Origin of the sequence: Pantoea sp. GD03673, from assembly GCF_029844725.1 — a bacterium.
Lineage (GTDB): Bacteria > Pseudomonadota > Gammaproteobacteria > Enterobacterales > Enterobacteriaceae > Pantoea.
On sequence record NZ_JAOCKJ010000001.1, the window covers coordinates 40397 to 65358 of the forward strand.

The following is a 24962-nucleotide window of genomic DNA, read 5'->3' on the forward strand; positions in this document are numbered from 1 at the left end:
CGGATTCCCCCTGGGCTGAGTCAGTAACAGGCCCGGCAGGACGCGCCGGGCCTGCTGTAACATCAGAACTGGTAAATCAGACCCAGCGCGGTGATGTCGTCGGTTGCCAGACCGAGCGGATTGTTGTCTTTCAGCAGGTTGATGCGGTATTCACCGTACACCGACATGTTCTTGTTGAAGTAGTAGGTGGCACCCACGGCGGTGTACTTAACAATGTCGGCATCGCCGATGTTTTCAATCTCTTTGCCCTTCGATGAGACGTAACCCACGGATGGACGGAAGCCATTCAGGAACTGATACTGCGCCACAGCTTCAAAGTTCTGTGCTTTGTTGGCGAAGCCGCCGCTGATCGGCGTGGCGTTGAGCGTTTCACCATACATCGCTGCCAGATAAACCTGGTTCGCATCATATTTGACGGACGTTGCCCAGTGCTGCGCTTTTTCGCCTTCACCGCGTGCGGCTGCATTCTGTGCCGTGGTGCGATCCAGGCTGGCAAATGCGCCAGCAAAGCTCAGGCCGAAATCGAAGTCATACGAGGCAGAGAGGGCAAAACCATCGCCATTAGAGCGACGCACGCCGTCGATGTTACTGCTGCGATCGTTTTTACCCTGATACTGTGCAGCAAGGTTTAAACCGTCTACCAGACCAAAGAAATCAGTGTTACGCCAGGTCAGCACGCCGGTTGAGCGGCCGGAGAGGAAGGCGTCGGTGTAACCGGAATCGCCACCAAAGAACGGCAGCATATCGGTGTAACTCAGCGCGTCATAGACCAGACCATAGTTGCGTCCGTAATCCAGCGCACCGGCCTTGCCAAATTTCAGGCCAGCATAGCCCAGACGGGTACGGTTACTGCTCTGCGCATCGCTGCCTTCGGAGTTGTGGAGGCTGTACTGATACTGCCAGAAGCCATAGCCGGTGAGCTGATCGGTAATCTTCGTTTCACCCTTGAAACCAAAACGGGCATAAGAAGAGGTATCACCGTTGTTGTTGTCGTCGTCAGAAAAAAGGTGAGACACGTTAATCTTGCCGACCAGATCCAGCTTATTGCCATCCTTGTTATAAACTTCTGCGGCCTGTGCGGAGGAGAGACCGATCAGTAACGGCATAACAGCCGCCAGTAAAGTGCGCTTCATCATTTAATTATTACCCTGTATTCATTAATTATTATTCCCCTGGTGCGGGGCGAAATGAAAATGACACAAAAAGTTAAAATTACAAAGTGCAATAAAAGTAACAAAATGTGATGTCTATATTCAGCTAATGAATAACAGCGGTTAACAGAAGATAAAATGACAAGGTAATAAGATTTTCTTCTGATGGCGTACTTAAGCGGGAGAGTGGTATTTTTAATAAAATCAGTAACCTGAACCTATTTTTATAATGTTTCCTGTCATTTAACAGTACATAAAAAAATCAGCTTCATGTCTGGGATAATTAGAGGGGTTTTCTTTATAAAGATAATTCCACAAGGATTTTACTCTAACCATTAGTCTGCTTATTAATATCTGTTCATCATTACAGAAATAAGCTTGCCGCACCAATAATCACATCAGAAATAATCTGCCTTTCCGCTGATTAAACCCTAATCATCTTGTTTATAAAGTAAACACTATTCGGTGGGCTTCTTTATCTGCCCGTCGTGATAAATGAAAACAGGTTGTTAAGTTTAGCCAGTGAGCGCTTCATTCTCAGGCGAAACCCGGCAGCGTCAGCCGCACCATTGAGAAGCAGACTGCGCTAAAACAGGGCAGAGAATGGGCATTTCTGGAGAGATAATTTATCAGCGATCACAAAAGCGATATTTCATCCCGCGAATGCATAATTCTGCTGTTTAAAACCCGGCCGTGGCGCTGCTATCAGACAATTATTCACTATATATGCAAATTAAGTGAATATTGTCAGCGTCTAACTCATTGATATTGCGTTGTGAAGACCATTTTATGCATTAATTCTCTGGCTGGCACGTTAACTGCACTCTACAGTAGGGCTGCACTACAACATCCTTTAACAATTTTAAAACATAAGCTTTACCTGGCCGGTAAAGTAAAGCAGGAGAGTGGGTTATGGCACTGCACGTTTCACGTCACGATTTCGATCAATGGATGATGCCGGTTTATGCGCCTGCAACCTTTATACCGGTCCGCGCAGAAGGCTCTACCGTCTGGGATCAAAACGGCAAAGATTACATCGACTTTGCCGGTGGCATTGCCGTCAATGCGTTAGGGCACGCGCATCCGGCGTTACAGCAGGCGTTGCAGGAGCAGGCCGCACGTTTATGGCACACCGGTAATGGTTACACCAACGAACCGATCCTGCGGCTGGCGAAGCAGTTGATCGACGCCACCTTTGCTGACCGGGTGTTTTTCTGTAACTCCGGGGCGGAGGCGAACGAAGCGGCGCTGAAACTGGCGCGCAAAGTGGCACATGACCGTGTCGGGCCGCACAAGAGTGGCATCGTGGCCTTTAAGAATGCGTTTCACGGCCGCACGCTGTTTACCGTGTCAGCGGGCGGCCAGCCTGCCTACTCCAAAGATTTTGCACCGCTGCCGCCAGAGATCCAGCATGCGCCATTTAACGATCTGGCGGCTGCGGCAGAGCTGATCAATGACCATACCTGCGCGGTCATTGTTGAACCGATTCAGGGTGAGGGCGGCGTGCTGCCTGCCGACCCGGCGTTCCTGCGCGGCTTGCGTGAACTGTGTGATAAACATCATACCCTGCTGATTTTTGATGAAGTGCAGAGCGGCGTTGGCCGCACCGGCTCGCTGTACGCCTATATGCATTATGGCGTCACGCCGGACGTGCTCACCAGCGCCAAAGCGCTGGGCGGCGGCTTCCCGATTGGTGCGATGCTGACCCGCGACGATCTGGCGCAGGTGATGGGTGTCGGTACGCATGGCACCACCTATGGCGGTAATCCTCTGGCGGGTGCGGTTGCCGGTAAAGTCATGGAACTGATCAATCAGCCTGAACTGATGGCGGGTGTTACGCAGCGTCACCAGTGGATTGTCGCGGCCCTGGATGAAATCAACCAGCGCCTGCATCTGTTTAAAGAGGTGCGCGGTCTGGGTCTGCTGATTGGCGCGGTGCTCAGCGACGATTTTGCCGGTAAAGCCAAAGAAATCAACCTGGCTGCCGCTGAAATGGGCGTCATGGTGCTGATTGCCGGTGCTAACGTGGTGCGCTTTGCCCCGGCGCTGAACATCAGTGAGCAGGAAGTGAAGCTGGGTATGGCGCGTTTTGCTGAGGTGTGTGAGCGCCTGGTACGAGGGTCCGCATCATGATGGTAATCCGTCCGGTTGAACGCGATGATTTAAGCCAGCTGATGGCGCTGGCCGGTAAAACCGGCGGCGGGCTGACCTCGCTGCCCGTCGATAGCGCCACCTTACAGGCGCGTATTGATCGATCGCTGCAGACCTGGGAGGATTCACTGCCGCGCGCTGAGCAGGGCTATGTCTTTGTACTGGCCGACAGTGAAGATAATCGTGCCGTGGGCATCTGTGCTATTGAAGTGGCGGTCGGCCTGCAGGATCCCTGGTACAACTTTCGCGTCGGCACGCAGGTGCACGCCTCGAAAGAGCTGAATGTCTATGCCGCGCTGCCAACGCTCTCCCTGAGTAACGATCACACCGGCAGCAGTGAACTCTGCACGCTGTTTCTCGATCCCGATTACCGTGACGGTAAAAACGGCTATCTGCTCTCGAAGTCCCGCTTCCTGTTTATGGCCAGTTTCCGTGAGCGTTTCACCAACCGGGTGGTAGCTGAAATGCGTGGCGTCAGCGATGAGCAGGGCCATTCGCCGTTCTGGGAAAGCGTCGGCAGCCGCTTTTTCTCTATGGCGTTCAGCAAAGCCGATTTCCTGAGCGGTACCGGCCAGAAATCGTTTATCGCGGAGTTGATGCCGAAGCATCCGCTCTATATCGACTACCTGACGCCACAGGCGCAGGCCGTTATTGGGCAGGTGCATCCGCAAACCGCACCGGCCCGTGCCGTGCTGGAGGCGGAGGGCTTCCGCTACCTTAACTACGTCGACATCTTTGATGGCGGCCCGACGCTGGAGTGCGATATCGACCACATCCGTGCCGTGCGTAAAAGCCGTCTGCGCAGCGCTGAGCGGGGTGAAAACCCGGCTGATGCGCCGCTCTGCCTGGTTGCCAACAACCATTACCGCCAGTTCCGTGTAGCGCTGATCCCGGCACATGCCGACAGCGACAGCGTGCAGCTCACGGATGAACAGATGCGGGCGCTCCACTGCCAGCCGGGCGACAGCCTGCGCGTGGTGACGCTCTGCAAAGAGGAGAAAACAGCATGACGCACCTGATAAATGGACACTGGCTGAGCGGTGACGCTGAGATCCTGACGAAAGCAGATCCGGTCAGCGGCGAGACCCTGTGGCAGGGGCACGCGGCCTCTGCCGCGCAGGTTACGGCGGCCTGTGAGGCGGCGCGCACTGCCTTTCCCGCCTGGGCCAGACGCCCGCTGGCGGAACGGCAGGCGATCATTGAAAAATTCGCGGCCGGGCTTGAGGCACACAAAACAGAATTAGCAGAAACCATCGCCCGTGAGACCGGCAAGCCGCGCTGGGAAGCGCTGACCGAAGTGGGCGCGATGATCAATAAAATCAGCTTTTCGGTGAAAGCCTACCATAGCCGCACCGGTGAGCAGCATGAGGGCGAAAGCTCACTGCGCCACCGTCCGCACGGCGTGCTGGCGGTGTTTGGTCCCTATAACTTCCCCGGCCATCTGCCAAACGGGCATATCGTTCCGGCGCTGCTGGCGGGCAACTGCGTCGTATTCAAACCCAGCGAGCTGACGCCGCTGACTGCTGAAAAAACTGTTGAGCTCTGGGTCGCTGCGGGCCTGCCTGATGGCGTGCTGGGGCTGTTACAGGGTGGACGTGAAACCGGCCAGGCGCTGGCAACCTGTAGCCAGATCGATGGCCTGCTGTTCACCGGCAGCGCCCATACCGGCTATCAGTTGCATCGTCAGTTTGCCGGTCAGCCTGAAAAAATGCTGGCGCTGGAAATGGGCGGCAATAACGCCCTGATTGCAGAGGATCCGGCTGACCTGGATGCGGCCGTCAACATCACGTTGCAGTCAGCCTTTATCACCGCTGGTCAGCGCTGCACCTGCGCCCGTCGTCTGCTGGTCAGACGCGGCGAGGCGGGTGATGCGTTTCTGCAGCGGCTGGTTGAGGTGGCGGGGCGGCTCGAACCAGCTGCCTGGAATGCTGAACCGCAACCGTTTATGGGGAGCGTGATCTCCACCGGCGCGGCAGAGAAGATTATGGGTGAGTGGCAACGCCGGGTTGAGGCGGGCGGTAAGGTACTGCTGGCGATGCGCTGGCCGGATCGCCACAGCGCCATTCTGACGCCCGGTATTATCGATTTAACCGGTACAGAGGGCATCCCGGATGAAGAGGTTTTTGGCCCGCTGCTGGGCGTCGTCCGCTATGACACCTTTGATGAGGCGATTGCGCTAGCGAACCAGACCCGCTACGGCCTGTCTTGCGGCTTGATCTCGCCTTCGCGCCAGCAGTTTGATCAGCTGCTGCTGGAAGCACGTGCCGGTATCGTCAACTGGAACAAACCGCTGACCGGTGCAGCCAGTACCGCGCCGTTTGGCGGTGTGGGTGCGTCGGGCAACCACCGTGCCAGCGCCTGGTATGCGGCGGATTACTGCGCCTGGCCGATGGCCTCGCTGGAGACGCCGGATCTGACGCTGCCTGCCACGCTGTCGCCGGGCCTCGATTTCTCCGCACCGGAGGCGACACGATGAAGGCAACGGAAGCAAACTTTGATGGACTGGTGGGATTAACGCACCACTATGCCGGGCTGTCGTTCGGTAACGAAGCCTCAACCCGCAACCAGCTGCAGCCCTCCAATCCCCGACTGGCGGCAAAACAGGGATTGCTGAAGATGAAAGCGCTGGCCGATATGGGCTATGTGCAGGGGGTGATCCCGCCACACGAGCGCCCCAATATTGCGGCGCTGCGTCAGCTTGGATTCAGCGGCAGCGATGAGCAGGTGCTGGCCGCAGCCGGGAAAACCGCGCCGGGATTACTCTCCGCGTGCAGTTCCGCGTCGGCAATGTGGGTGGCAAATGCTGCCACGGTCTCGCCCTCTGCGGACAGCCTGGATGGCCGGGTTCATCTGACGGTGGCAAACCTTAACAACAAATTTCACCGGGCGATGGAAGCGCCGGAAACGGCCTGGCTGCTGCGTTCGGTTTTCCGCGACGATCGTCATTTTGCGGTGCATGATGCCTTGCCGCAGGTGGCCATGTTTGGTGATGAAGGGGCGGCTAACCATAACCGGCTTGGCGGTGCCTATGGCGAGCGCGGCGTACAGCTGTTTGTCTATGGCCGCGACAGCAGCCATGAGGGAAAAGCCCCGCAGCGTTATCCGGCGCGGCAGACCCGCGAGGCCAGTGAGGCCGTCGCCCGTTTGCATCAGCTTTCACCCGAAAGCGTGCTGTTCGCACAGCAGAATCCTGCGGTGATCGATCAGGGCGTATTTCATAACGATGTGATTGCGGTCAGCAACCAGCAGATGCTGCTCTGTCACCAGCACGCCTTTGTCGATCAGCCTGAACTCCTGGCGCAGCTACGGGCGCGCGTGCCGGGTTTTGTGGCACTCGAAGTGCCGGACAACCGGGTTTCGGTGAAGGATGCGGTGGACACCTATCTGTTTAACAGCCAGCTGTTGAGCCGTCCCGACGGCACCATGATGCTGGTGCTGCCGGAAGAGTCCCGCCAGCATCCTGAGGTCTGGCGCTACCTGTGCGAACAGGTTGAAGGGGACTCGCCGCTGAAAGCCCTGAAGGTGTTCGATCTGCGTGAAAGCATGTACAACGGGGGCGGCCCGGCCTGTCTGCGTTTGCGGGTGGTGCTGACGCCACAGGAGCTACAGGCAGTTAATCCGGCAGTGCTGATGAATGACAGGCTCTTCACCACGCTGAATAACTGGGTCGATCGTCATTACCGCGATCGCCTGACCCAGGCCGACCTGACTGACCCGCAGTTGCTGCGTGAGGGACGCGACGCGCTGGATGAACTGACGAAGCTGCTAGACTTAGGAAATGTATATGCATTTCAGCAGTGAAGGTGGGGGCAGCTCAGGCTGCCCCCTGTTCAGGGCGAAAAGGAGGAACGATGCAGGACTTTTTGCAGCAAACGCTCTCCGGCGAGGTGCCGCGTACGCGTCAGGGTGAAACCGCGCATCTCCGCTGGCAGTGGTTGTATCACGGCATACTGCTGATGGAGCCAACGGTGCCGGTGAAACAGGCGCTGGTGCTTTCTGCCGGGATCCACGGTAATGAAACCGCCCCGGTTGAAATCGTAAACCAGCTGATTACTCCCTTGCTGCGCGGCGAAAAACCGCTGCAGCAGCGCATGCTGGTGATTCTGGGTAATCCCTCAGCGCTTCGGGCTGGCAAGCGCTATGTGCGCTATGACATCAACCGGCTGTTTGGCGGACGCTGGCAGCAGATTGATGACAGCGATGAAGCCCGCCGCGTGCTGCGGCTTGAGCAGACGCTGGAGACATTCTGGCAGCTGGGGGCATGCGATGAAACTCGATGGCATCTTGACATGCACACGGCGATTCGCGGCTCTTATCATACTCAGTTCGGCGTGATGCCGCACAACGAACGCCCCTGGCCGCCAGCGTTTCTTGACTGGCTGGCCGCAGCCGGTCTGGAAGCACTGGTGTTTCATCGTGCGCCGGGCGGCACCTTTACCCATTTCAGCTGTGAGCACTTTGGTGCGGCCAGCTGTACCCTGGAGCTCGGCAAAGCGCTGCCGTTTGGTGAGAACGATCTGAGTCAGTTCAGGGCGGCACAACAGGCGCTGGCGTCTTTACTCTATGGTGAAGCAATGCCGGTCGCTGCGGTTAAGCCGCGTCACTATCGCGTCGTGCAGCAGATCACCCGACTGAGTGAGCACTTCACGCTGCATATGTCGCCGGAAACGCTGAACTTTACCGTGTTTCCACAGGGGGCGTTGCTGGCGGAGGATGGCGACACCCGCTATTACGTGCAGCAGGCGCAGGAATATGTGCTCTTCCCGAATCCCAGCGTTGCTGCCGGGTTGCGTGCCGGATTGATGCTGATAGAAGAGGGCGAACAGACCCGGGCACTGCCGCTCTGATACCTGAATTTACCGGGGCATTGCATCGGTGCTAAAAAATCGACAGGAAAAACGGGAGAGCGCCTTCCGCTTTCCTGTCATAACCATTACACTCCTCCATCATTTCTGCGAAATTCGCTGTTAATTCATAAACTTTTTCAATTCCTCACGCTTTTCTTCTCATTCTCTTCATGATTGCCCGATTTTTATCTTTTATGCTTTCACGGCTTTACTCAGGTTCTGAGTAGTTGACGTTCAGCGTCGTATGCTTGGTTCCGAAGACGCGACAGAGTGCTGTCGTCATTATCATGAAATATAAGGACTCGATTATGCGCAAACTGACTTCCCTTTTACTGGCTTCTTCGCTGGCGTTTGGTGCAGCCAGCGCCGTCCATGCAGCTGCAGATAACCTGACCCCACCGCCAGCAGGCAGCGAAAAAGCGATGCATAAACCGCCAATGCGCCATGGCCCGGAGATGATGTTTAAAGGTCTGAATCTGACCGACGCGCAGAAAACCCAGATGCGTGACATCATGAAAGAGAGCCGCAAAGATATGCAGCGTCCATCGCTGGATGAGCGCCGCGCAGCCCACAGCATCATTGCATCTGACAGCTTTGACCAGAGCAAAGCAGAAGCGCAGGCAGAAAAAATGTCCGCTAATGCGAAAGAGCATGCGCTGAAGATGCTGGAAACCCAGAACAAGCTTTATAACGTGCTGACGCCAGAGCAGAAGAAGCAGTACAACGCAAACTTTGAAAAGCGTCTGACTGAGAAAGGCCCGCACGATGACAAAATGGCCCCGCCAGCAGAACCGGCTGAATAACCGTAGTTAAGCCAACGGTCTGAGACCGCCGACGCTGTCCACTGATGTGAGTGGGCAGCATCGGCGGTTTTTTTATAGCGGAAGAATAGGGTAGGCACCCGACAGAATCGGACGGCAGAGGATTTTGTAGCCGTCGTGGTCAAACCCGCCTTTGGGCCGCTGCAGTTTTCGGGCTTCGTCCATGCTGTTCACCGACCCGAGATAGAACCAGTGGTCAATGACGTGGATCTGCGTCATCTCTTTGCCTTCTTCCACCAGACCTACGGCACCCTGCCACGGCCAGCAGAAGACACGGACATTTTCCAGCGCTTCCAGCAGACGATCCTGGTGATCGCTGACCGGCTCTTTGCCGCAGCAGGCACCGGCACAGCGTCGCAGTGCCGAGCGGAAGCAGCCTCGTCCCACACTCAGCGCTTCCAGCCCCAGCAGGCCGTGACAGAGCTGATACTCATCTGCAAGCTGCTTGAGCCGTTCAAGTGCAGCAAAGCGACTGCGATAAAGCCCAAACAGGTTGGGAGACTGACTGAAATCAAGATCTTTTGCGTAAACCACCTGCGGTTTGCTGTCGGTAATCTGCAGCGAACAGAGCTGCCGGTTTTTGCGCAATCGCTTATTAAACAGCGGTTGCTGCGTTTTAATCATCTGCGCTTCCAGCAACAGCGCGCCGAGATCGCCTGCGGTAGGGATCCAGCTCACACGCCGCGACTGGCGCAGCATTTTCGCCTCATCAGGGGTGCGGAAATGGGACATGACCCGTGAACGCAGATTCACACTTTTACCGATATAGAGCGGCAGCGACTCACTTTCACCGTGGAAGGTATAGACGCCAGGGTGATTCGGCAGGCCTTCCAGCCATTCACGCAGGTGTTCGGGATATTGATAAATCGCATTCGCGTCGGGTTCCGGGCGAAGGATGGCAGCACGTCTGACCAAGATGGACTCCATTTACTGGTTGTCCATACAGCATAACAGGCAGGTGAAATGATCGCCAGTCGTCTGGTTAAAGGCGTCGTGTTGCCAGCCAGCAGATCAGTGAGCCCAGGGTGATCATTGCCACGCCCTGCCAGAAGGCCAGCGGCGGGGTCAGGCCGAACCACAGCGATCCCAGCAGGGCCGACAGCACCGGCGTAAAGTACGAGGCAGTGGCCAGCAGCGTCAGATTGCCCTGCTGAATGCCGTAATTCCAGGCAGAATAAGCAATGGCGGTGGAGAGGCCGACAAACAGCACTTCCAGCAGCGGCACCACTGCGAACGCCATCGGTTCAGGGCGATCGCTGAAGGTATATTTCAGCCACAGCGCCAGTGCGGTCAGAATAAAAAACAGCGTGACGCCGTTCGCCCCCCGGGCATAGCGGCGGGTAAGGTTGTTGTAAAGCGCCCAGGTCAGGGCGGCGATAAAGGCGAGGGCATAGGCGACAGGGTTGCTCTGCATATTCTGCCACACCCGCAGGGACGACCCGCTGCCGTGGCCTTTCATCACCCAGACGATCCCCAGCAGCGACAGCAGCAGTCCGGGCCATAGCCAGAGACGGAAACGCTGCTGATTAAACGGGATCGCCAGCACGATGGTCAGGCAGGGCCAGAGATAATTAATCATGCCCAGCTCCAGCGACTGGCTGCGATCGCTGGCCATTCCGATAGCCAGCGCCAGGCAGATTTCATACCCCACAAACAGGGTGCCACCCAGCCACAGATAGCGTGCAGGCAGCGCGCCGGGTCGGGGAAAACCACGGGTCAGGCAGAGCAGGATTGCGGTGGTGGAGTAGATGAGCGCCGCGCCGCCGGTGGCACCAAAGGCTTCACTGACGCTGCGTAGCAGGCCAACGGTAGTGCTCCAGAGCAGAATAGCGACAAGGCCGATAAGAGTCGCGCGCGAAACGGTGGCAGGCATGCAGCAATCAACAAAGTGAGTGAAAGGTGCCTCCTCTGCCGGTGCAAAGGAGGCGCGGTATTACTTCCAGAAGTCGTCGAATACCGTGATGGGCGGGCGACGTTTATGCTCGGTTTTCAGATACCAGCCTTCGATGATTCGGGCACTGTCAGGATCGATGCTTTTGCCTTCCAGATAATCATCGATCATCTCGTAGGTGACGCCCAGCGCAACTTCATCCTGCAGGCCTGGACGATCATCTTCCAGATCGGCGGTCGGTTTCTTCAGATAGAGATGTTCCGGGCAGCCAAGGTGTTTCAGCAGCTGTTTGCCCTGGCGCTTGTTCAGGCGGAACAGCGGGTTGATATCCGTGCCGCCATCGCCATACTTGGTGAAGAAACCGGTGACCGCTTCCGCCGCGTGATCGGTGCCCACCACCACCCCTTTGGTCATGCCCGCGATGCTGTATTGCGCTTTCATTCGCTCGCGTGCTTTTTCATTGCCGCGCACGAAATCAGACAGCGTAATACCGGCCTCTTTCAGCGCACGCTCACTGGCCAGCACCGACTCTTTGATATTGACCACCAGCGAACGGTCAGGTTTGATGAAGGCCAGCGCATCCTGACAATCCTGCTCATCGGCCTGGACGCCATAGGGCAGACGAACGGCAATAAAGGTGTAGTCGTCATCACCGCTCTCCTGACGCAGCTCCGTTATCGCCCGCTGCGCCAGTGCGCCCGCCAGGGTCGAATCCTGACCGCCGCTGATCCCCAGCACCAGCGTTTTCAGCCCGCTGTGGCGTTTCAGGTAGGCTTTAAGAAAATCGATGCTGACGCGCACTTCCTGGTCGGCGTCGATAGCGGGTTTCACACCCAGTGCTTCAATAATGTCCTGCTGCAGTGACATGAACTTCTCCTCAGGTCAGTGGCCTGTCGGCTCGATGCGAACGTTTTAATAAAGCTAACGTGCCTGAGCCAAAACAACAAGCTTAAGCGGCAACTGATTGCGGCTAAACGTTTCGAAATCAGTGAGTTTTTACCTGTGGCTCCGGTTTTTTCGCCAGCACGCTGAACATCAGAATGGCCATCATAAAGCAGCCAAAAATGGTGGCGCACATGCTCAGTACCGACGTGCCGCCGATGCCGGTGATCGGTACGGTAATCGCACCCAGCGTGAACATCGTGACGCCAATCACCGCAGAGGCGCTGCCCGCGCGGTGACCCTGACTCTGCATTGCCAGCGACGAGGCGGTGGTGGCGATCACGCCATTACTGGCGATGGTAAAGAACAATGCCACCAGCAGCAGCGGCAAAGGCGCATGGAGCAGCGCGGCCAGCAGAAGCAGGCTGGAGGCGACAAAAGCCAGCGTCAGCCCGCCTTTCAGCACCCGATACTCGCCCCACAACGGACAGAGGCGGGCGCTGGTCTGCGAAGCAATAACCAGACCTATGCCGTTTGCCGCAAAGCAGAAGCTGAAGGCCTGAGGGGAAAGACCATAGAGCTGTTGCAGCACGAACGGCGAGGCACCAATGTAAGCGAACATGCCGGACATCATAAAGCCCTGAGTCAGGCAGAAACCCATGAAGGGGCGATGGGTGATGACCTGACCGAGTGCCGCGTAAGCGGAGAAGATCGAGCCTTTACTGCGACGCGCTTCGGGCAGGGTTTCATGCAGCTTCCAGCGTGCCAGCAGGATGAGCAGAAGGGCAATGCCGCCCAGCACCATGAAAATGCCGCGCCAGTTTAATACCGTCATCAGCACACCCCCCAGAACCGGTGCGCCAATCGGGGCCAGACCGTTGACCAGCATCAGCAGCGCGAAAAATCGCGTCAGCTCGTGACCGCTGTACATATCCCGTGCAATCGCCCGTGACAGCACTGCGCCGCCTGCACCTGCTAACCCTTCAAACAGTCGTGCCAGCAGCAGCTGGTGAATATCCTGCGCCAGCGCACAGCCCATCGAAGCGATAAACAGCAGCACCAGCGACAGCGTTAGCGGGCGCAGGCGGCCGAACTTATCGCTCATGGGGCCAAAAAGCAGCTGACCAAAGCCCAGACCTAACAGACCTGCGGTCAGGCTCAGCTGCGCGGTTGCGGTTTCGGTATGCAGATCCTGCGCCATTTGCGGCAGTGCGGGCAGATAGAGGTCGATGCAGAGCGGGCCCAGTGCGGCCAGCAGGCCCAGCGTAATGGCGTAAACCAGGCGGTTGGAGTGTACAGGGGTCATTTATCCTCGGAGTCGTCAGCAAAGGGGTGAACAGAAAGTGGGTAAGGCTGTGAAAGACAGGGACCCTTAACGCCGCTATCACACTGATCAACGCCCTCGCAGATGATGGCCGATGAGTCTGAAAACGGGTCGCCAGCGGGGGCCTGTTTTGCGGGGAAGTATACGTCTGCGTTGACAGCAAAACAGCCTTCTTTACGAAATCCTGACGTTTATCGTGCCATGAATTGTTCGTCATAAACTTGATAAATCAGCATTTATGTTCCAGGCTTGTTTCCACATGGATAATAAACGAGGAACAACAAGATGAATAAAGTGATGGGATGTATCGCTGCGGCGCTGACGCTGGCTGCACTGTCTGGTTGTACGACTTACGATCGTGCTGAAAGCTACGTGACTAAGCCAGTGGTTAAGGATGTTAAAAAAGGCATGACCCGCGATCAGGTTCGTCAGATTGCCGGAACGCCGTCTACTGAAATCACCATGGTTCACGCGCGCGGCACCTGCCAGACTTATGTGCTGGGTCAGCGCGACGGTAAAGCACAGACTTACTTCGTGAGCTATAACGACACTGGCCGTGTGATGAACTACGGCTTCCAGAGCTGTGCAGAATATGACACCGATCCGCAGGTTCAGCAGTAAGTCATCGCACCTCTGAATAGTAAACGGCCCGTCATCATGACGGGCCGTTTTTCGTTGTGGCGCTGACTACAATCCTGCCGGGCGCGGCACCTCGACATAGTCACCGTCTATCTGCCGCTGGTAGTAGTGGCCGTCCTGCACATAGAAACGCTTGCCGTTGAAATCGAGTACCCGCATTTCACCGCTGACCCGCGACTCTGCTGGCGGCTCGACCACCACATACTCTTCCCCGTGACGCTGATAATAATTGCCGTTCAGCAGGTAGTAGGTCAGTCCGCCAATCAGCACTGCAGTCGCGGCTTCAGGTAAAAAACGCACCGGGCCGGGTCCGCCCCAGTGTGGTCCGGGGCCGCCATGCCGACCCCATCCACCCTGCGGGCCCCAGTCGCCAGGGTGGGCGAAGGCCAGCGCGGGCGTCAACAGCGCCAGCGTCAGAAGCGAGGCAATAATTTTTTTCATCGGATGTCCTCCTCATAAGACCGGATGCAGAATTCGCTTTTTACCGGGTAAAGACAAGCACTAAAGCGGCGATTTTTCGCCTGTTTACCATGCTTAACGCTTTCTTAACGGCATCGCCATCAACAAGGGGGATTATGGAGAAGAAGGGCGGGAATAACCTGGCGCGGGCGCGCCAGGTTTACAGCAGATTAACGATGCGCCAGCTCGGCGTTGTCGTCACTTTCCAGCACGCGCTTATCGGTCAGACCTAACCAGCGGCTGGTCAGGGTACCGGCGGTCATGGAACCGTTGACGTTCAGTGCCGTACGCCCCATGTCAATGAGCGGTTCAATCGAGATCAGCAGCGCCACCAGCGTCACCGGCAGACCCATAGCAGGCAGAACAATCAGCGCGGCAAAGGTTGCACCACCGCCAACACCGGCAACGCCTGCCGAGCTTAGCGTGACAATGCCGACCAGCGTCGCAATCCACAGCGGGTCAAACGGGTTGATGCCGACCGTTGGCGCAACCATTACTGCCAGCATGGTCGGATAGAGACCAGCACAGCCGTTCTGGCCGATAGTGGCACCAAAGGAAGCAGCGAAGCTGGCAACGGATTCAGGCACACCCAGACGACGGGTCTGGGTCTCAACACTCAGTGGAATGCTGGCCGCGCTGGAGCGACTGGTAAAGGCGAAGGTGATAACCGGCCACACTTTACGGAAGAAGCGCAGCGGGTTGATCCCATTGACCGACAGCAGCAGGGCGTGAACACCAAACATGATGGCCAGACCGAGGTAAGAGGCGACCACAAAGCTGCCCAGCTTGATGATGTCCTGCAGATTTGAACCGGCAACCACTTTGGTCATCAGCGCCAGCACCCCATAGGGGGTCAGCTTCATCACCAGACGAACCAGCTTCATGACCCACGACTGCAGCGTGTCAATCGCCACCAGCACGCGCTGCCCTTTCTCTTGATCATCTTTCAGCAACTGCAGGGCAGCCACACCCAGGAAAGCGGCAAAAATGACGACGCTGATAATCGACGTTGGATTGGCTCCGGTCAGATCGGCAAACGGGTTTTTCGGGATAAAGGAGAGCACCAGTTGTGGCACGCTCAGGTCAGAGACCTTGCCGACATAATTGCTCTGGATGGCACTCAGACGCGCGGTCTCCTGCACGCCCTGCACCAGACCTTCTGCGCTCAGGCCAAACAGGCCGGTCACAAAGACGCCGACCAGCGCCGAAATGGCGGTGGTAAACAGCAGCACGCCAATAGTCAGTACGCTGATCTTCCCCAGCGACGAGGCATTATGCAGGCGGGCAACAGCACTCAGAATGGATACGAACACCAGCGGCATGACCACCATCTGCAGCAACTGGACATAGCCATTACCGACGATGTTAAACCAGCTGATAGACGTTTTTACGACTGCGCTGTTTTCGCCGTAGATCAACTGCAACACCAGGCCGAACAGCACGCCTATCACCAGACCGGTCAGGACTTTTTTCGACAGGCTCCAGTTCCGGCGGCTGAAGCGGGAGAGCAATACCAGCAGCACGACAAAGGCGGCGATATTGAGCGTAAGAGGAAGGTCCATACTGAAACTCCAGAGTAATGCGGCCTTCCCAGCAGGGAAAGCCGCATAATGTTAATCACGAATTAAGACAGCAGGAATGGTAACAGCAGGCAGAGAGGGGGCCTTATATCCAAATGGCATGGTTTATAACTTAATGGCGTTTTTCGCTGAGTTATTGCGCAGTATGGCTGGAAATCAACCGTCCGACGCCATTTTGTAGCGTATCAAACAGCTGAGCCGGCCAGCCGTTTGCACCAAAAGATGGCATGCCTGCCGGGAAACACAGCGCATAGCCCACCAGTCCCAGACACAATGCCCGCTCAAGCTGATTGCCTTTCTGGCTGCGGAGAATCGGCAGACGGAAGCGCCAGCGGCAGGGCCACAGCAGCGGTACACCGGCTGGCGTCAGCATATCGGCCAGAATATGGCTGAGATAGCCCAGCGTCAGACCCTGCAGTACATCTGGCGGTATCGGCGATGACTGCGGCAGGTTAATCTGAAAAAGCCACAAACCCGCGGCCACCGCCAGTAAACTGTGGGTAAAGCCCCGATGACCAAATGCGCGCGCAATCGGATGAGAAAGCCAGCTCAGTCGCTGTCCCAGCAGAGATTTGGGATGATCGATATCGGGCAAGAGACAGGTCAGCAGGGCTGAGGGAACAAGATGCCACCAGTCGGCCTGCGCCAGCACGGGTGTCAGTTCAGCACGTTTGGCAAAAATAGCGCTGGCAATGGCAAAAATGATGTGGCCTTCGCCCGTCATGAGAGAACCTGGTTGCAAAGAAAACTGTCAATGCATCCAGTATAGGGATTTATCCAGTAAATGAGAACATGTGACGCTGTAACGAAGCGTGAATTTTTTAACAGGGCGGACAGTGATTAATCACTGTCCGCCAGGAAGATTAACGTGCCAGCCAGCCGCCATCTACCGCCAGGGTATAGCCATTAACGTAGTCGGACGCGGAAGAGGCCAGGAAGACCACCGGGCCCATCATGTCATCAGGCACACCCCAGCGTCCTGCCGGAATACGGCCCAGAATCTCTTCGCTTCGGGCCTGATCTTTGCGCAACTGTTCGGTGTTATCGGTAGCCATGTAGCCTGGTGCAATCGCGTTCACATTCACGCCGTGCTTCGCCCACTCGTTCGCCATCAGACGGGTTAAACCCATCACTGCGCTTTTTGACGCGGTATAAGAAGGCACGCGAATGCCGCCCTGGAACGACAGCATAGACGCGATGTTAATAATCTTGCCGCCGTTACCCTGAGCAATAAACTGCCGCGTCACCTGTTGTGACAGGAAAAAGACCGTTTTACTGTTGATGTTCATCACATCATCCCAGTCCTGCTCGCTGAAGTTCAGTGCATCTTCGCGACGGATGATCCCGGCGTTGTTGACAAGGATATCAATTCTGCCCGCGGCTGCGACAGCCTGCTCAACAACCTGCGAGGCAACATCAGAACGCATCAGATCAGCCGACACCGACCAGAAACGGCGGCCAAGTGCTTCAACTTTACGTTGCGTCTCATCAGGCTCGAAACGGTTGACGCCGACAATGTCGCAGCCAGCCTGAGCCAGTCCCAGAGCCATACCCTGACCCAGGCCGGTATTACACCCGGTCACCATTGCCACTTTGCCTTTTAAATCAAACGTGTTCAGTACCATTTATGCTTCTCCTCTGCTTAACGCAGTTCGCTGATTTTGACGTGGTCCATGTCATCAAAGACCTGATTCTCACCCACCATGCCCCAGATAAAGGTGTAACGCTGGGTGCCGACACCGGCATGAATTGACCAGCTGGGTGAGATGACCGCCTGCTCGTTATGTACCAGCAGATGGCGGGTTTGCTGGGGTTCTCCCATCATGTGGAAAACCGCGCTTTCTTCGCTCATGTCGAAGTAGAAATAGACTTCCATGCGCCGTTCATGGGTGTGGCAGGGCATGGTGTTCCACAGGCTGCCTTCCTCCAGTCTGGTTAAGCCCATGGTGAGCTGGCAGGTGGGCAGGACATCCGGCACGATGAATTTGTTGATGGTGCGACGATTGGCGGTAGCGGCATCGCCCAGGGTGGTGGTTGCTGCTTCCTGCAGCGTGATCTTCTTATCCGGGAAGGTGCTGTGTGCCGGTGCGCTGTTGTAATAGAATTTGGCGGGCTGGGCCGGATTCAGGCTGCGGAACAGCAGATTGCGTGCGCCTTTGCCAATGTACAGCGCTTCTTCATGACCTATTTCCCACGCTTTACCGTCGACCTCTACCAGGCCCGGACCGCCAATATTGATCATGCCCAGCTCGCGGCGTTCAAGAAAGTAACTGACACCCAGCTGTTTTCCCATCTCATCGCCGATGGTGACGGGCTTATTAACCGGCATGACGCCGCCAATAATAATGCGGTCGATGTGGCTGTAGGTCAGGGTGTAATTGTCAGCGGAAAATATCGTTTCAATCAGAAACTCGCGGCGCAGCGCGTCAGTGTCGAGTTGTTTAGTGTGATCGCTATGAATGCTTTGACGAACGTCCATCTCAGGCCTCTCTGCAGGTCAGGTTATTCATGCCCCGAATGGGGACGCTTCGGGCATCTTAGGCAGAGCGGGATGGGAATTCAATAAAAATGAAACGTTGTTTTATTTTTTGAGGGGTAGATCAACTGGCAGATGTCACGGGCAAAAAAAAGCCCGCTGTGCGCGGGCTGTTTATCATCCCTGCAGATGCTGCAGGTTAAGCTGTGTCAGATCGTCCAGCCGGACATCCGCCAGCGCCCAGCGCGGGTCGTCACGATGTTCAGGGGCGGGTACCACAATCGACCGCATACGGGCGGCTTTGGTTGCGATCATGCCATTAAACGAGTCTTCCAGCGTGACGCAGTTAAGGGGATCGATCGCCAGGCCATTGGCGGCGTTAAGGTAGACCTGTGGATGGGGTTTGCTGTAGGGCAGTGCTTCTGCTGAAGCCAGCACATCAAAATAGTGGCGCAGGTTGAAGATCTCCAGCACCTGTTCCAGCATCATCAGCGGCGAGGCGGAGGCCAGGCCGATTTTCAGCCCCTGCTCCCGGCAGAGTTGCAGCGCGGTTTCCACGCCAGGCAACAGGGGACGCGTCTGATCCACCAGCGTCATGGCGCGCGCAATGATCCGCTCCGTGACCACCTGCTGCGAGGGACCCTGCCACGGCATCGTTTCGTACCACATCCGCACCGTCTGATCGATGCGTAAACCCAGCGTGTCGGGCATTTCACTGCGACGTGACAGGTCAACATCCAGCGTTGAAAAGATATCCAGCTCAGCCTGATCCCACAGTGGTTCTGAGTCGATCAGTAAGCCATCCATATCAAACAGGGCAGCAAGGACAGGGCGGTGCCAGGTCATCAGCGGTCTCCTTATAATTAAAGTCGGCTTTACCATAACATCATTCGCCGCTGACGCACGTTTCACGCGGCTGGCCACGCTTTATTTGGGAAATTTCTTCATTGGCAGGTAGACTTACGGCAAATCGGATTTCGGGTTCAGGAGATATTATGACCTATCAACAGGCTGGCCGCATCGCCATCCTTAAGCGAGTGGCAGGCTGGGTGCTCTTTCTGGTTGCGCTGCTGTCGACCATTATTTCTGTGCTGAGCTTTATGTTTAAGCACAGTGAAAAGCAGCCGGGCATCGACGCGGTTATGCTTGATTTCGTTCATGTCATCGTCGATATGCTGCGTTTTAACACGCCGTTCCTGAACGTTTTCTGGCATAACTCACCCGTACCGGAATTTAATGGTCAGATGAACCTGGGGTTCTGGCTAATCTATATCCTGATTTTTGTCGGGCTGGCGCTGGAGTCGTCAGGCGCACGGATGGGACGCCAGGCGCGTCACGTCAAAGAGGGCATTGAGGATCAGATGATTCTGGAGCAGGCAAAGGGCAGTGAAGGACGCAGCCGTCAGCAACTGGAAGAGAAGGTGCGCGTACCTCGCCACACCATCTTTCTGCAAATCTTTCCGCTCTACATCCTGCCGGTCGTGATTGCGATAGCCGGGTATTTTGTCTTGTCGCTGCTCGGCTTTCTCTGACCGTGAACGCCGTCAGGCCGGTCTGGCCTGACGGGCACCGAGCGCATCCTCATCCAGCAACTGACCAATGGCAAACTGTGCATCGCCGGGCCAGTGCCCGCCAAAAACGTTAGCCCGGTTCAGCAGATAGTAGAGCTGGTAGACCGGCAGACGCTGCGAAAAACCGTCCGGTAATGGCCACACAGCCTGGTAGCCGTCGTAGATCTGGCGCGGCAGGTCAGGGTACCAGCTCAGCATGGCTAAGTCGCACTCGCGGTCGCCCCAGTAGCAGGCGGGATCGAACAGCCAGGGCCCCCCGCCACTGCTGGCGCAGTTAGCGGGCCAGAGATCGCCATGCAGCAGTGACGGCTGCGGATGATGTGACGCAAGCACCCGCTGTACGGAGGCGATAATCAGCTCAGTATCCCCGTACTGAATCCCCTTTTCCGCCGCCAGCTGCAGCTGCCAGCCGATGCGCTGCTCGGCAAAAAAGACCGACCAGCGTCGCAGCCAGCTGTTAGGCTGGGGCGTGGTGGTAATGTTGTTGTCAAAATCAAGGCCAAACTGCGTCTGTTCGCTCCACTGGTGCAGGTGCGCCAGTTGCTGACCCAGCTGATATGCACTCTGCTCATCAAGCGGCTGTGGCCTGATGTACTCCAGTAACAGAAAGCTCTCCTCACGATGGTGACCCACACCATACACTTTTGGCACACGAACCGTGCCGGTGCGCGCCAGCAAGGCCAGCTGATCGGCTTCCCATGTAAAAAGCGACAGCATCTCGCGGCTGTTGCTTTTGACAAAGACATCGTGATCACCGTAGCGAATATGCCAGGTGGGATGGATATCGCCACCCGCAAGGGCGTGACGTTGCGTGATTTCGGCGTTACCTAACTGCTCGCTTAACAGACGACTAATGGCTGACCACATAGGGCTATCCTCGTTATTCGCTGCGTAAGTCCGATGCTGATGCCTGAATATTCACCAAATCCAGCGTGATTGCACCTTTTATTCTGGCGCTGGGGTGGCGGGGCGATGACTGGCGGTGTCCCGCAGATATTCTTCGAAGGTCATGACCGTCACATCAGGCTTCTGACCCAGTGCATTTTCACCGGCTGCGGTAACCTGCTGTCGCAGATCGTCAGCGTCCAGCGTGCTGACAATGCCATAACTGTTCGTGCCCAGTTCATGGGGATGGCCGTTTTCATCCGCCAGCGTGGTGGTAAAACCTGCGGCGGTCATTGCGCTGGTTAGCTCCAGGATGTCACTTAATCCCGACTCCTGATAATGAAAGGTCACGATATAGCGGGTTAAGTCAGTGTTGCTCATTGGGCACCTCCGGGAAAGAGAAACTGAACTGAGCGTAGACCATGGTGAAAATTCAGGCGAATTATGAAGGAGATGCTGGATGTCTGTCGTGACGCATAGCGTAAATCAGTGTCAGGGGCCTTGCCCGTGATGTAAAAATCTTCTGTCGTAACGGCTGGCTTTTCAGTCGGGCAGCACTATAATGCGCGACGTTAATAAGATGAGTCCCAATTAACATGGGTTGTCAGGGTGATTCCAGGCATTTTGTGTAAGTTAATAATTTTTTACAAAACTTACCGTAAATTGCGTTGAACGCCGGGCAAAACGCTTCAGACTCTCTGTTTTTTAAACTGTCGCACGGATCACATTTAATGAAAGCCTATAACAAGCTGTCTGCTGTTCTTCTGCTCTCCGCCGGAGCATTTTGCCACCAGGCACTGGCCGATAACGCCGTATTCACCTCAATGGATGACCCTTCCACGGCGAAAAAGCCCTTTGAAGGTTCTGCTGCTGCGGGATACCTGGCGCAAACCGGTAACACCACCAGTTCATCACTGACTGCGCAGACCAACATGACCTGGTATCAGTCATCTATGGCATACAGCTTGTGGGGTAACGCAGCGAACACCTCCTCAAACGATGAACGCTCTTCTGAGACTTACAACATCGGCGGTCGTTCACGTTACAACGTCAGCAACTATGACTACCTGTTTGGTCAGGCGAGCTGGTTAAGCGATCGTTTCAATGGTTACGATTCGCGTGACGTCCTGACTGCCGGTTACGGTCGTCAGATTCTGAACGGGCCGGTGCATTCACTGCGTGCGGAATTCGGTCCGGGTGTGCGCTATGACGATTTCCACGATGGCGGCCACGAAACCAAAGCGCTGGGCTATGGCGCGGTCAGCTATCAGTGGCAGCTCACTGACACCACCAAATTTGTTCAGGGTGTTTCTGTGCTGAGCAGCTTCGGTGAAGATACCACCGTGAACTCCGAAACCGGTCTGCAGGTGGCAATTAACAGCCACTTCGCGCTGAAACTGGCTTACAACGTCACCTGGAATAACAATCCGCCTGCCTCTGCGCCGGATCGTACCGATACCAAAACCTCGGTCATGCTCTCTTACGCGATGTAAGCGCATTTTAACCTGTGGTCTGCCCGGCGGCCTGACATCAGTCAGGCCGCTTTTTTTTGATCTCTCCATGGCTTAGCGAAAAGGGGATGGTTTTTCTCCACCAGGAAAACTGCTATCATCTGCCCCGCACGGCAATCCTGGCGGCATTCCGACAATGTGGGTCTGATGTTACGCCAGGTCACCCATTTTACATGACGTTGCATGTAGGCTTTCGTGTGGCCTACCACTGCAAATAAGGATTAGAAATGCCTGTAATTACGCTTCCTGATGGCAGCCAGCGCGTGTTTGACCGCCCTGTCAGTGTGATGGATATTGCGCTGGACATCGGTCCGGGTCTGGCGAAAGCCTGTATCGCTGGCCGTGTTAACGGTGAACTGGTTGATGCGGTTGATCCCATCACCGAAGACGCCGCCGTGGCGATTATCACAGCTAAAGATGAAGCCGGTCTGGAAATCATCCGTCACTCCTGTGCGCACCTGTTAGGGCACGCCATTAAGCAGCTGTGGCCGGATACCAGAATGGCGATTGGCCCGGTCATTGATAACGGCTTCTATTATGATGTCGATATCGATCGTACCCTGACCCAGGAAGATATCGACCTGCTGGAAAAACGCATGCATCAGCTGGCTGAGACCAACTACGATGTGGTGAAGAAAAAAGTCAGCTGGCAGGAAGCTCGCGACGTCTTTGCGGCGCGCGGCGAAATTTACAAAACCACCATTCTTGATGAAAACATCAGCCATGACGATAAGCCTGGCCTGTATCATCACGAAGAATATGTCGACATGTGCCGTGGTCCGCACGTGCCGAACATGCGGTTCTGCCATCATTTTAAACTGCAGAAAATCTCCGGTGCCTACTGGCGCGGCGACAGCAACAACAAAATGCTGCAGCGTATTTATGGCACCGCATGGGCAGACAAAAAGCAGCTGGCGGCCTATCTGCAGCGTCTGGAAGAGGCGGCGAAGCGTGACCATCGTAAGATTGGTAAGCAGCTGGATCTCTACCACATGCAGGAAGAAGCACCGGGTATGGTCTTCTGGCATAATGACGGCTGGACCATCTTCCGCGAGCTGGAAGTGTTTGTCCGCAGCAAGTTAAAAGAGTACCAGTACCAGGAAGTTAAAGGTCCGTTCATGATGGACCGTGTCCTGTGGGAAAAAACCGGGCACTGGGAAAACTACAAAGAAGCGATGTTCACTACCTCCTCTGAGAACCGTGAATACTGCATCAAACCGATGAACTGCCCTGGACATGTTCAGATCTTCAATCAGGGTCTGAAATCCTACCGTGACCTGCCACTGCGTATGGCCGAGTTCGGCAGCTGTCACCGTAATGAGCCATCAGGCGCACTGCACGGTCTGATGCGCGTTCGTGGCTTTACTCAGGATGATGCACACGTCTTCTGTACTGAAGAGCAGGTGCGTGACGAAGTTAACAGCTGTATCCGCATGGTTTACGACATGTACAGCACCTTTGGCTTTGAAAAGATTGTGGTGAAGTTATCCACCCGTCCTGAGAAGCGCATTGGTACAGATGACATGTGGGATCGTGCTGAGGAAGATCTGGCCGCCGCGCTGAACGAAAACAATATTGAGTTTGAGTTCCAGCCGGGCGAGGGCGCGTTCTACGGTCCTAAAATTGAGTTCACGTTGTACGATTGTCTTGATCGCGCCTGGCAGTGCGGAACCGTTCAGCTAGACTTCTCTCTGCCAAAACGCCTTGAAGCAACCTACGTGGGTGAAAACAACGATCGTCAGACGCCAGTGATGATTCACCGTGCAATTCTGGGATCAATGGAGCGCTTCATCGGTATTCTTACCGAAGAATTCGCCGGTTTCTTCCCGACCTGGCTGGCACCGCTGCAAGTTGTGGTAATGAATATTACCGATGGACAAGCGGAATATGTTGAGTCTTTGACGCGTAAGCTGCAGAATGCTGGCATTCGTGTGAAGGCAGACTTGAGAAATGAGAAGATAGGCTTTAAAATCCGCGAGCACACATTACGTCGCGTCCCTTATATGTTGGTCTGCGGTGATAAAGAGGTGGAATCTGGCAAAGTTGCCGTTCGCACCCGCCGTGGTAAAGACCTGGGGTCGATGGATGTCGATCTGTTTGTTGAGAAATTGCAACAAGAGGTTCGCAGCCGAAATCTTCACCAATTGGAGGAATAAAGTATTAAAGGCGGAAAACGAGTACTACCGACGCGTCCGAACAAAATTAACAGTGAAATCCGCGCAACTGAAGTGCGCTTAACGGGCATGGATGGCGAGCCGATTGGCATTGTCTCATTACGCGAAGCTCTGGAAAAAGCCGAGGAAGCGGGCGGCGACTTAGTCGAAATCAGCCCGAATGCCGAACCGCCGGTCTGCCGTATTATGGATTACGGCAAGTTCCTCTATGAAAAAAGCAAATCTTCTAAGGAACAGAAGAAGAAGCAAAAAGTTATTCAGGTTAAGGAAATTAAATTCCGTCCTGGAACCGATGATGGCGACTATCAGGTCAAACTACGCAACCTGATTCGCTTTCTGGAAGATGGCGATAAAGCCAAAATCACGCTCCGTTTCCGCGGTCGTGAGATGGCGCACCAGCAGATCGGTATGGAAGTGCTTAACCGCGTCCGTAAAGACCTGTGTGAAGATCTGGATTTGGCCATTGTCGAATCCTTCCCTTCGAAGATCGAAGGCCGCCAGATGATCATGGTGCTCGCTCCTAAGAAGAAACAGTAGGCTTTCAAGTAGCATCTGCCGCGCAGCGTTCGCGCTGTGCGGTTATTTGTTCGCCTGTCTGGG

Annotated in this window: 24 protein-coding genes; 11 read left to right on the plus strand and 13 right to left on the minus strand. The window is 55.6% G+C overall.

All coding sequences use genetic code 11. The annotated features are described in order from the left end of the window. Positions 1–62 precede the first annotated feature (62 nt). Complete coding sequence (locus tag N5J69_RS00165; RefSeq protein WP_279767258.1) at positions 63–1136, minus strand: porin; 1074 nt, start codon at positions 1134–1136, stop codon at positions 63–65. A 927-nt stretch (positions 1137–2063) separates the two neighbouring features. Between N5J69_RS00165 and N5J69_RS00170 the strand changes: the two genes are divergently transcribed. The 6 genes from N5J69_RS00170 (at position 2064) to spy (ending at position 8952) form a co-directional block, all read left to right on the plus strand. Next, positions 2064–3284 (plus strand): aspartate aminotransferase family protein, encoded by a 1221-nt coding sequence (locus N5J69_RS00170; protein ID WP_279767259.1) that lies wholly within the window; start codon positions 2064–2066, stop codon positions 3282–3284. Next, positions 3281–4312 carry an arginine N-succinyltransferase gene (astA, locus tag N5J69_RS00175; protein WP_279767261.1) on the plus strand — a complete coding sequence of 344 codons (1032 nt, stop codon included), beginning with the start codon at positions 3281–3283 and terminating at the stop codon, positions 4310–4312. The genes N5J69_RS00170 and astA overlap by 4 nt, the downstream gene beginning before the upstream one ends. Further along, a complete protein-coding gene (astD, locus tag N5J69_RS00180) occupies positions 4309–5778 on the plus strand; it encodes a succinylglutamate-semialdehyde dehydrogenase (RefSeq protein ID WP_279767262.1) in 1470 nt (489 codons plus the stop codon). The genes astA and astD overlap by 4 nt, the downstream gene beginning before the upstream one ends. After that, the gene (astB, locus tag N5J69_RS00185) at positions 5775–7103 is read left to right on the plus strand and encodes an N-succinylarginine dihydrolase (protein WP_279767263.1); all 1329 of its coding nucleotides are present in this window, start codon (positions 5775–5777) and stop codon (positions 7101–7103) included. The genes astD and astB overlap by 4 nt, the downstream gene beginning before the upstream one ends. A 50-nt stretch (positions 7104–7153) precedes the next feature. Continuing rightward, the gene (gene astE, locus N5J69_RS00190; protein ID WP_279767264.1) at positions 7154–8149 is read left to right on the plus strand and encodes a succinylglutamate desuccinylase; all 996 of its coding nucleotides are present in this window, start codon (positions 7154–7156) and stop codon (positions 8147–8149) included. A 308-nt stretch (positions 8150–8457) separates the two neighbouring features. Then, complete coding sequence (gene spy / locus N5J69_RS00195) at positions 8458–8952, plus strand: ATP-independent periplasmic protein-refolding chaperone Spy (RefSeq protein WP_279767265.1); 495 nt, start codon at positions 8458–8460, stop codon at positions 8950–8952. 72 nt (positions 8953–9024) lie between these two features. Here spy and cho read toward each other — a convergent pair whose 3' ends face one another. The 4 genes from cho to N5J69_RS00215 form a co-directional block, all read right to left on the minus strand. Then, positions 9025–9885, minus strand: coding sequence for an excinuclease Cho (gene cho / locus N5J69_RS00200; RefSeq protein ID WP_279767266.1), 861 nt, complete (start codon positions 9883–9885; stop codon positions 9025–9027). Positions 9886–9952: 67 nt separating this feature from the next. Then, a complete protein-coding gene (yddG, locus tag N5J69_RS00205) occupies positions 9953–10843 on the minus strand; it encodes an aromatic amino acid DMT transporter YddG (protein ID WP_279767267.1) in 891 nt (296 codons plus the stop codon). Positions 10844–10903: 60 nt separating this feature from the next. Further along, complete coding sequence (nadE, locus tag N5J69_RS00210; RefSeq protein WP_279767268.1) at positions 10904–11728, minus strand: ammonia-dependent NAD(+) synthetase; 825 nt, start codon at positions 11726–11728, stop codon at positions 10904–10906. A gap of 118 nt (positions 11729–11846) precedes the next feature. Next, positions 11847–13049 carry a multidrug effflux MFS transporter gene (locus N5J69_RS00215; RefSeq protein WP_279767269.1) on the minus strand — a complete coding sequence of 401 codons (1203 nt, stop codon included), beginning with the start codon at positions 13047–13049 and terminating at the stop codon, positions 11847–11849. Between the two features lie 303 nt (positions 13050–13352). On the opposite strand from N5J69_RS00215, the gene osmE reads away from it, so the two are divergent. Continuing rightward, a complete protein-coding gene (gene osmE, locus N5J69_RS00220) occupies positions 13353–13688 on the plus strand; it encodes an osmotically-inducible lipoprotein OsmE (protein WP_010245718.1) in 336 nt (111 codons plus the stop codon). Positions 13689–13754: 66 nt separating this feature from the next. Here the strand turns inward: osmE and N5J69_RS00225 are convergent, their stop codons facing one another. From N5J69_RS00225 to hxpB, 6 genes are all read right to left on the minus strand, one after another. Further along, positions 13755–14147: a DUF6515 family protein gene (locus N5J69_RS00225; protein ID WP_279767270.1), complete on the minus strand. Its 393-nt coding sequence runs from the start codon at positions 14145–14147 to the stop codon at positions 13755–13757. Between the two features lie 188 nt (positions 14148–14335). Beyond that, positions 14336–15727 carry an L-cystine transporter gene (locus N5J69_RS00230; protein ID WP_279767271.1) on the minus strand — a complete coding sequence of 464 codons (1392 nt, stop codon included), beginning with the start codon at positions 15725–15727 and terminating at the stop codon, positions 14336–14338. A gap of 151 nt (positions 15728–15878) precedes the next feature. Continuing rightward, positions 15879–16469, minus strand: coding sequence for a metal-dependent hydrolase (locus N5J69_RS00235; RefSeq protein WP_279767272.1), 591 nt, complete (start codon positions 16467–16469; stop codon positions 15879–15881). A 139-nt stretch (positions 16470–16608) separates the two neighbouring features. Further along, positions 16609–17370, minus strand: a complete 762-nt coding sequence (kduD, locus tag N5J69_RS00240; protein ID WP_279767273.1) for a 2-dehydro-3-deoxy-D-gluconate 5-dehydrogenase KduD — start codon at positions 17368–17370, stop codon at positions 16609–16611. A gap of 17 nt (positions 17371–17387) precedes the next feature. After that, positions 17388–18224, minus strand: coding sequence for a 5-dehydro-4-deoxy-D-glucuronate isomerase (gene kduI / locus N5J69_RS00245; protein ID WP_279767274.1), 837 nt, complete (start codon positions 18222–18224; stop codon positions 17388–17390). 174 nt (positions 18225–18398) lie between these two features. Further along, a complete protein-coding gene (gene hxpB, locus N5J69_RS00250) occupies positions 18399–19067 on the minus strand; it encodes a hexitol phosphatase HxpB (RefSeq protein ID WP_279767275.1) in 669 nt (222 codons plus the stop codon). Positions 19068–19216: 149 nt separating this feature from the next. Here hxpB and N5J69_RS00255 point away from each other — a divergent pair, with 149 nt between their 5' ends. Beyond that, positions 19217–19753, plus strand: coding sequence for a YniB family protein (locus N5J69_RS00255; protein WP_279767276.1), 537 nt, complete (start codon positions 19217–19219; stop codon positions 19751–19753). Between the two features lie 12 nt (positions 19754–19765). Here N5J69_RS00255 and N5J69_RS00260 read toward each other — a convergent pair whose 3' ends face one another. Continuing rightward, a complete protein-coding gene (locus tag N5J69_RS00260; protein ID WP_279767277.1) occupies positions 19766–20659 on the minus strand; it encodes a fructosamine kinase family protein in 894 nt (297 codons plus the stop codon). 78 nt (positions 20660–20737) lie between these two features. Next, positions 20738–21058, minus strand: a complete 321-nt coding sequence (ghoS, locus tag N5J69_RS00265) for a type V toxin-antitoxin system endoribonuclease antitoxin GhoS (RefSeq protein ID WP_279767278.1) — start codon at positions 21056–21058, stop codon at positions 20738–20740. Positions 21059–21408: 350 nt separating this feature from the next. On the opposite strand from ghoS, the gene N5J69_RS00270 reads away from it, so the two are divergent. The 3 genes from N5J69_RS00270 (at position 21409) to infC (ending at position 24899) form a co-directional block, all read left to right on the plus strand. After that, positions 21409–22170, plus strand: a complete 762-nt coding sequence (locus N5J69_RS00270; RefSeq protein ID WP_279767279.1) for a DUF481 domain-containing protein — start codon at positions 21409–21411, stop codon at positions 22168–22170. Positions 22171–22415: 245 nt separating this feature from the next. Then, positions 22416–24344 (plus strand): threonine--tRNA ligase, encoded by a 1929-nt coding sequence (thrS, locus tag N5J69_RS00275; RefSeq protein ID WP_279767281.1) that lies wholly within the window; start codon positions 22416–22418, stop codon positions 24342–24344. A gap of 3 nt (positions 24345–24347) precedes the next feature. Further along, on the plus strand, positions 24348–24899 hold the full coding sequence (gene infC, locus N5J69_RS00280) for a translation initiation factor IF-3 (protein ID WP_150038015.1): 552 nt from the start codon (positions 24348–24350) through the stop codon (positions 24897–24899). Positions 24900–24962 lie beyond the last annotated feature (63 nt).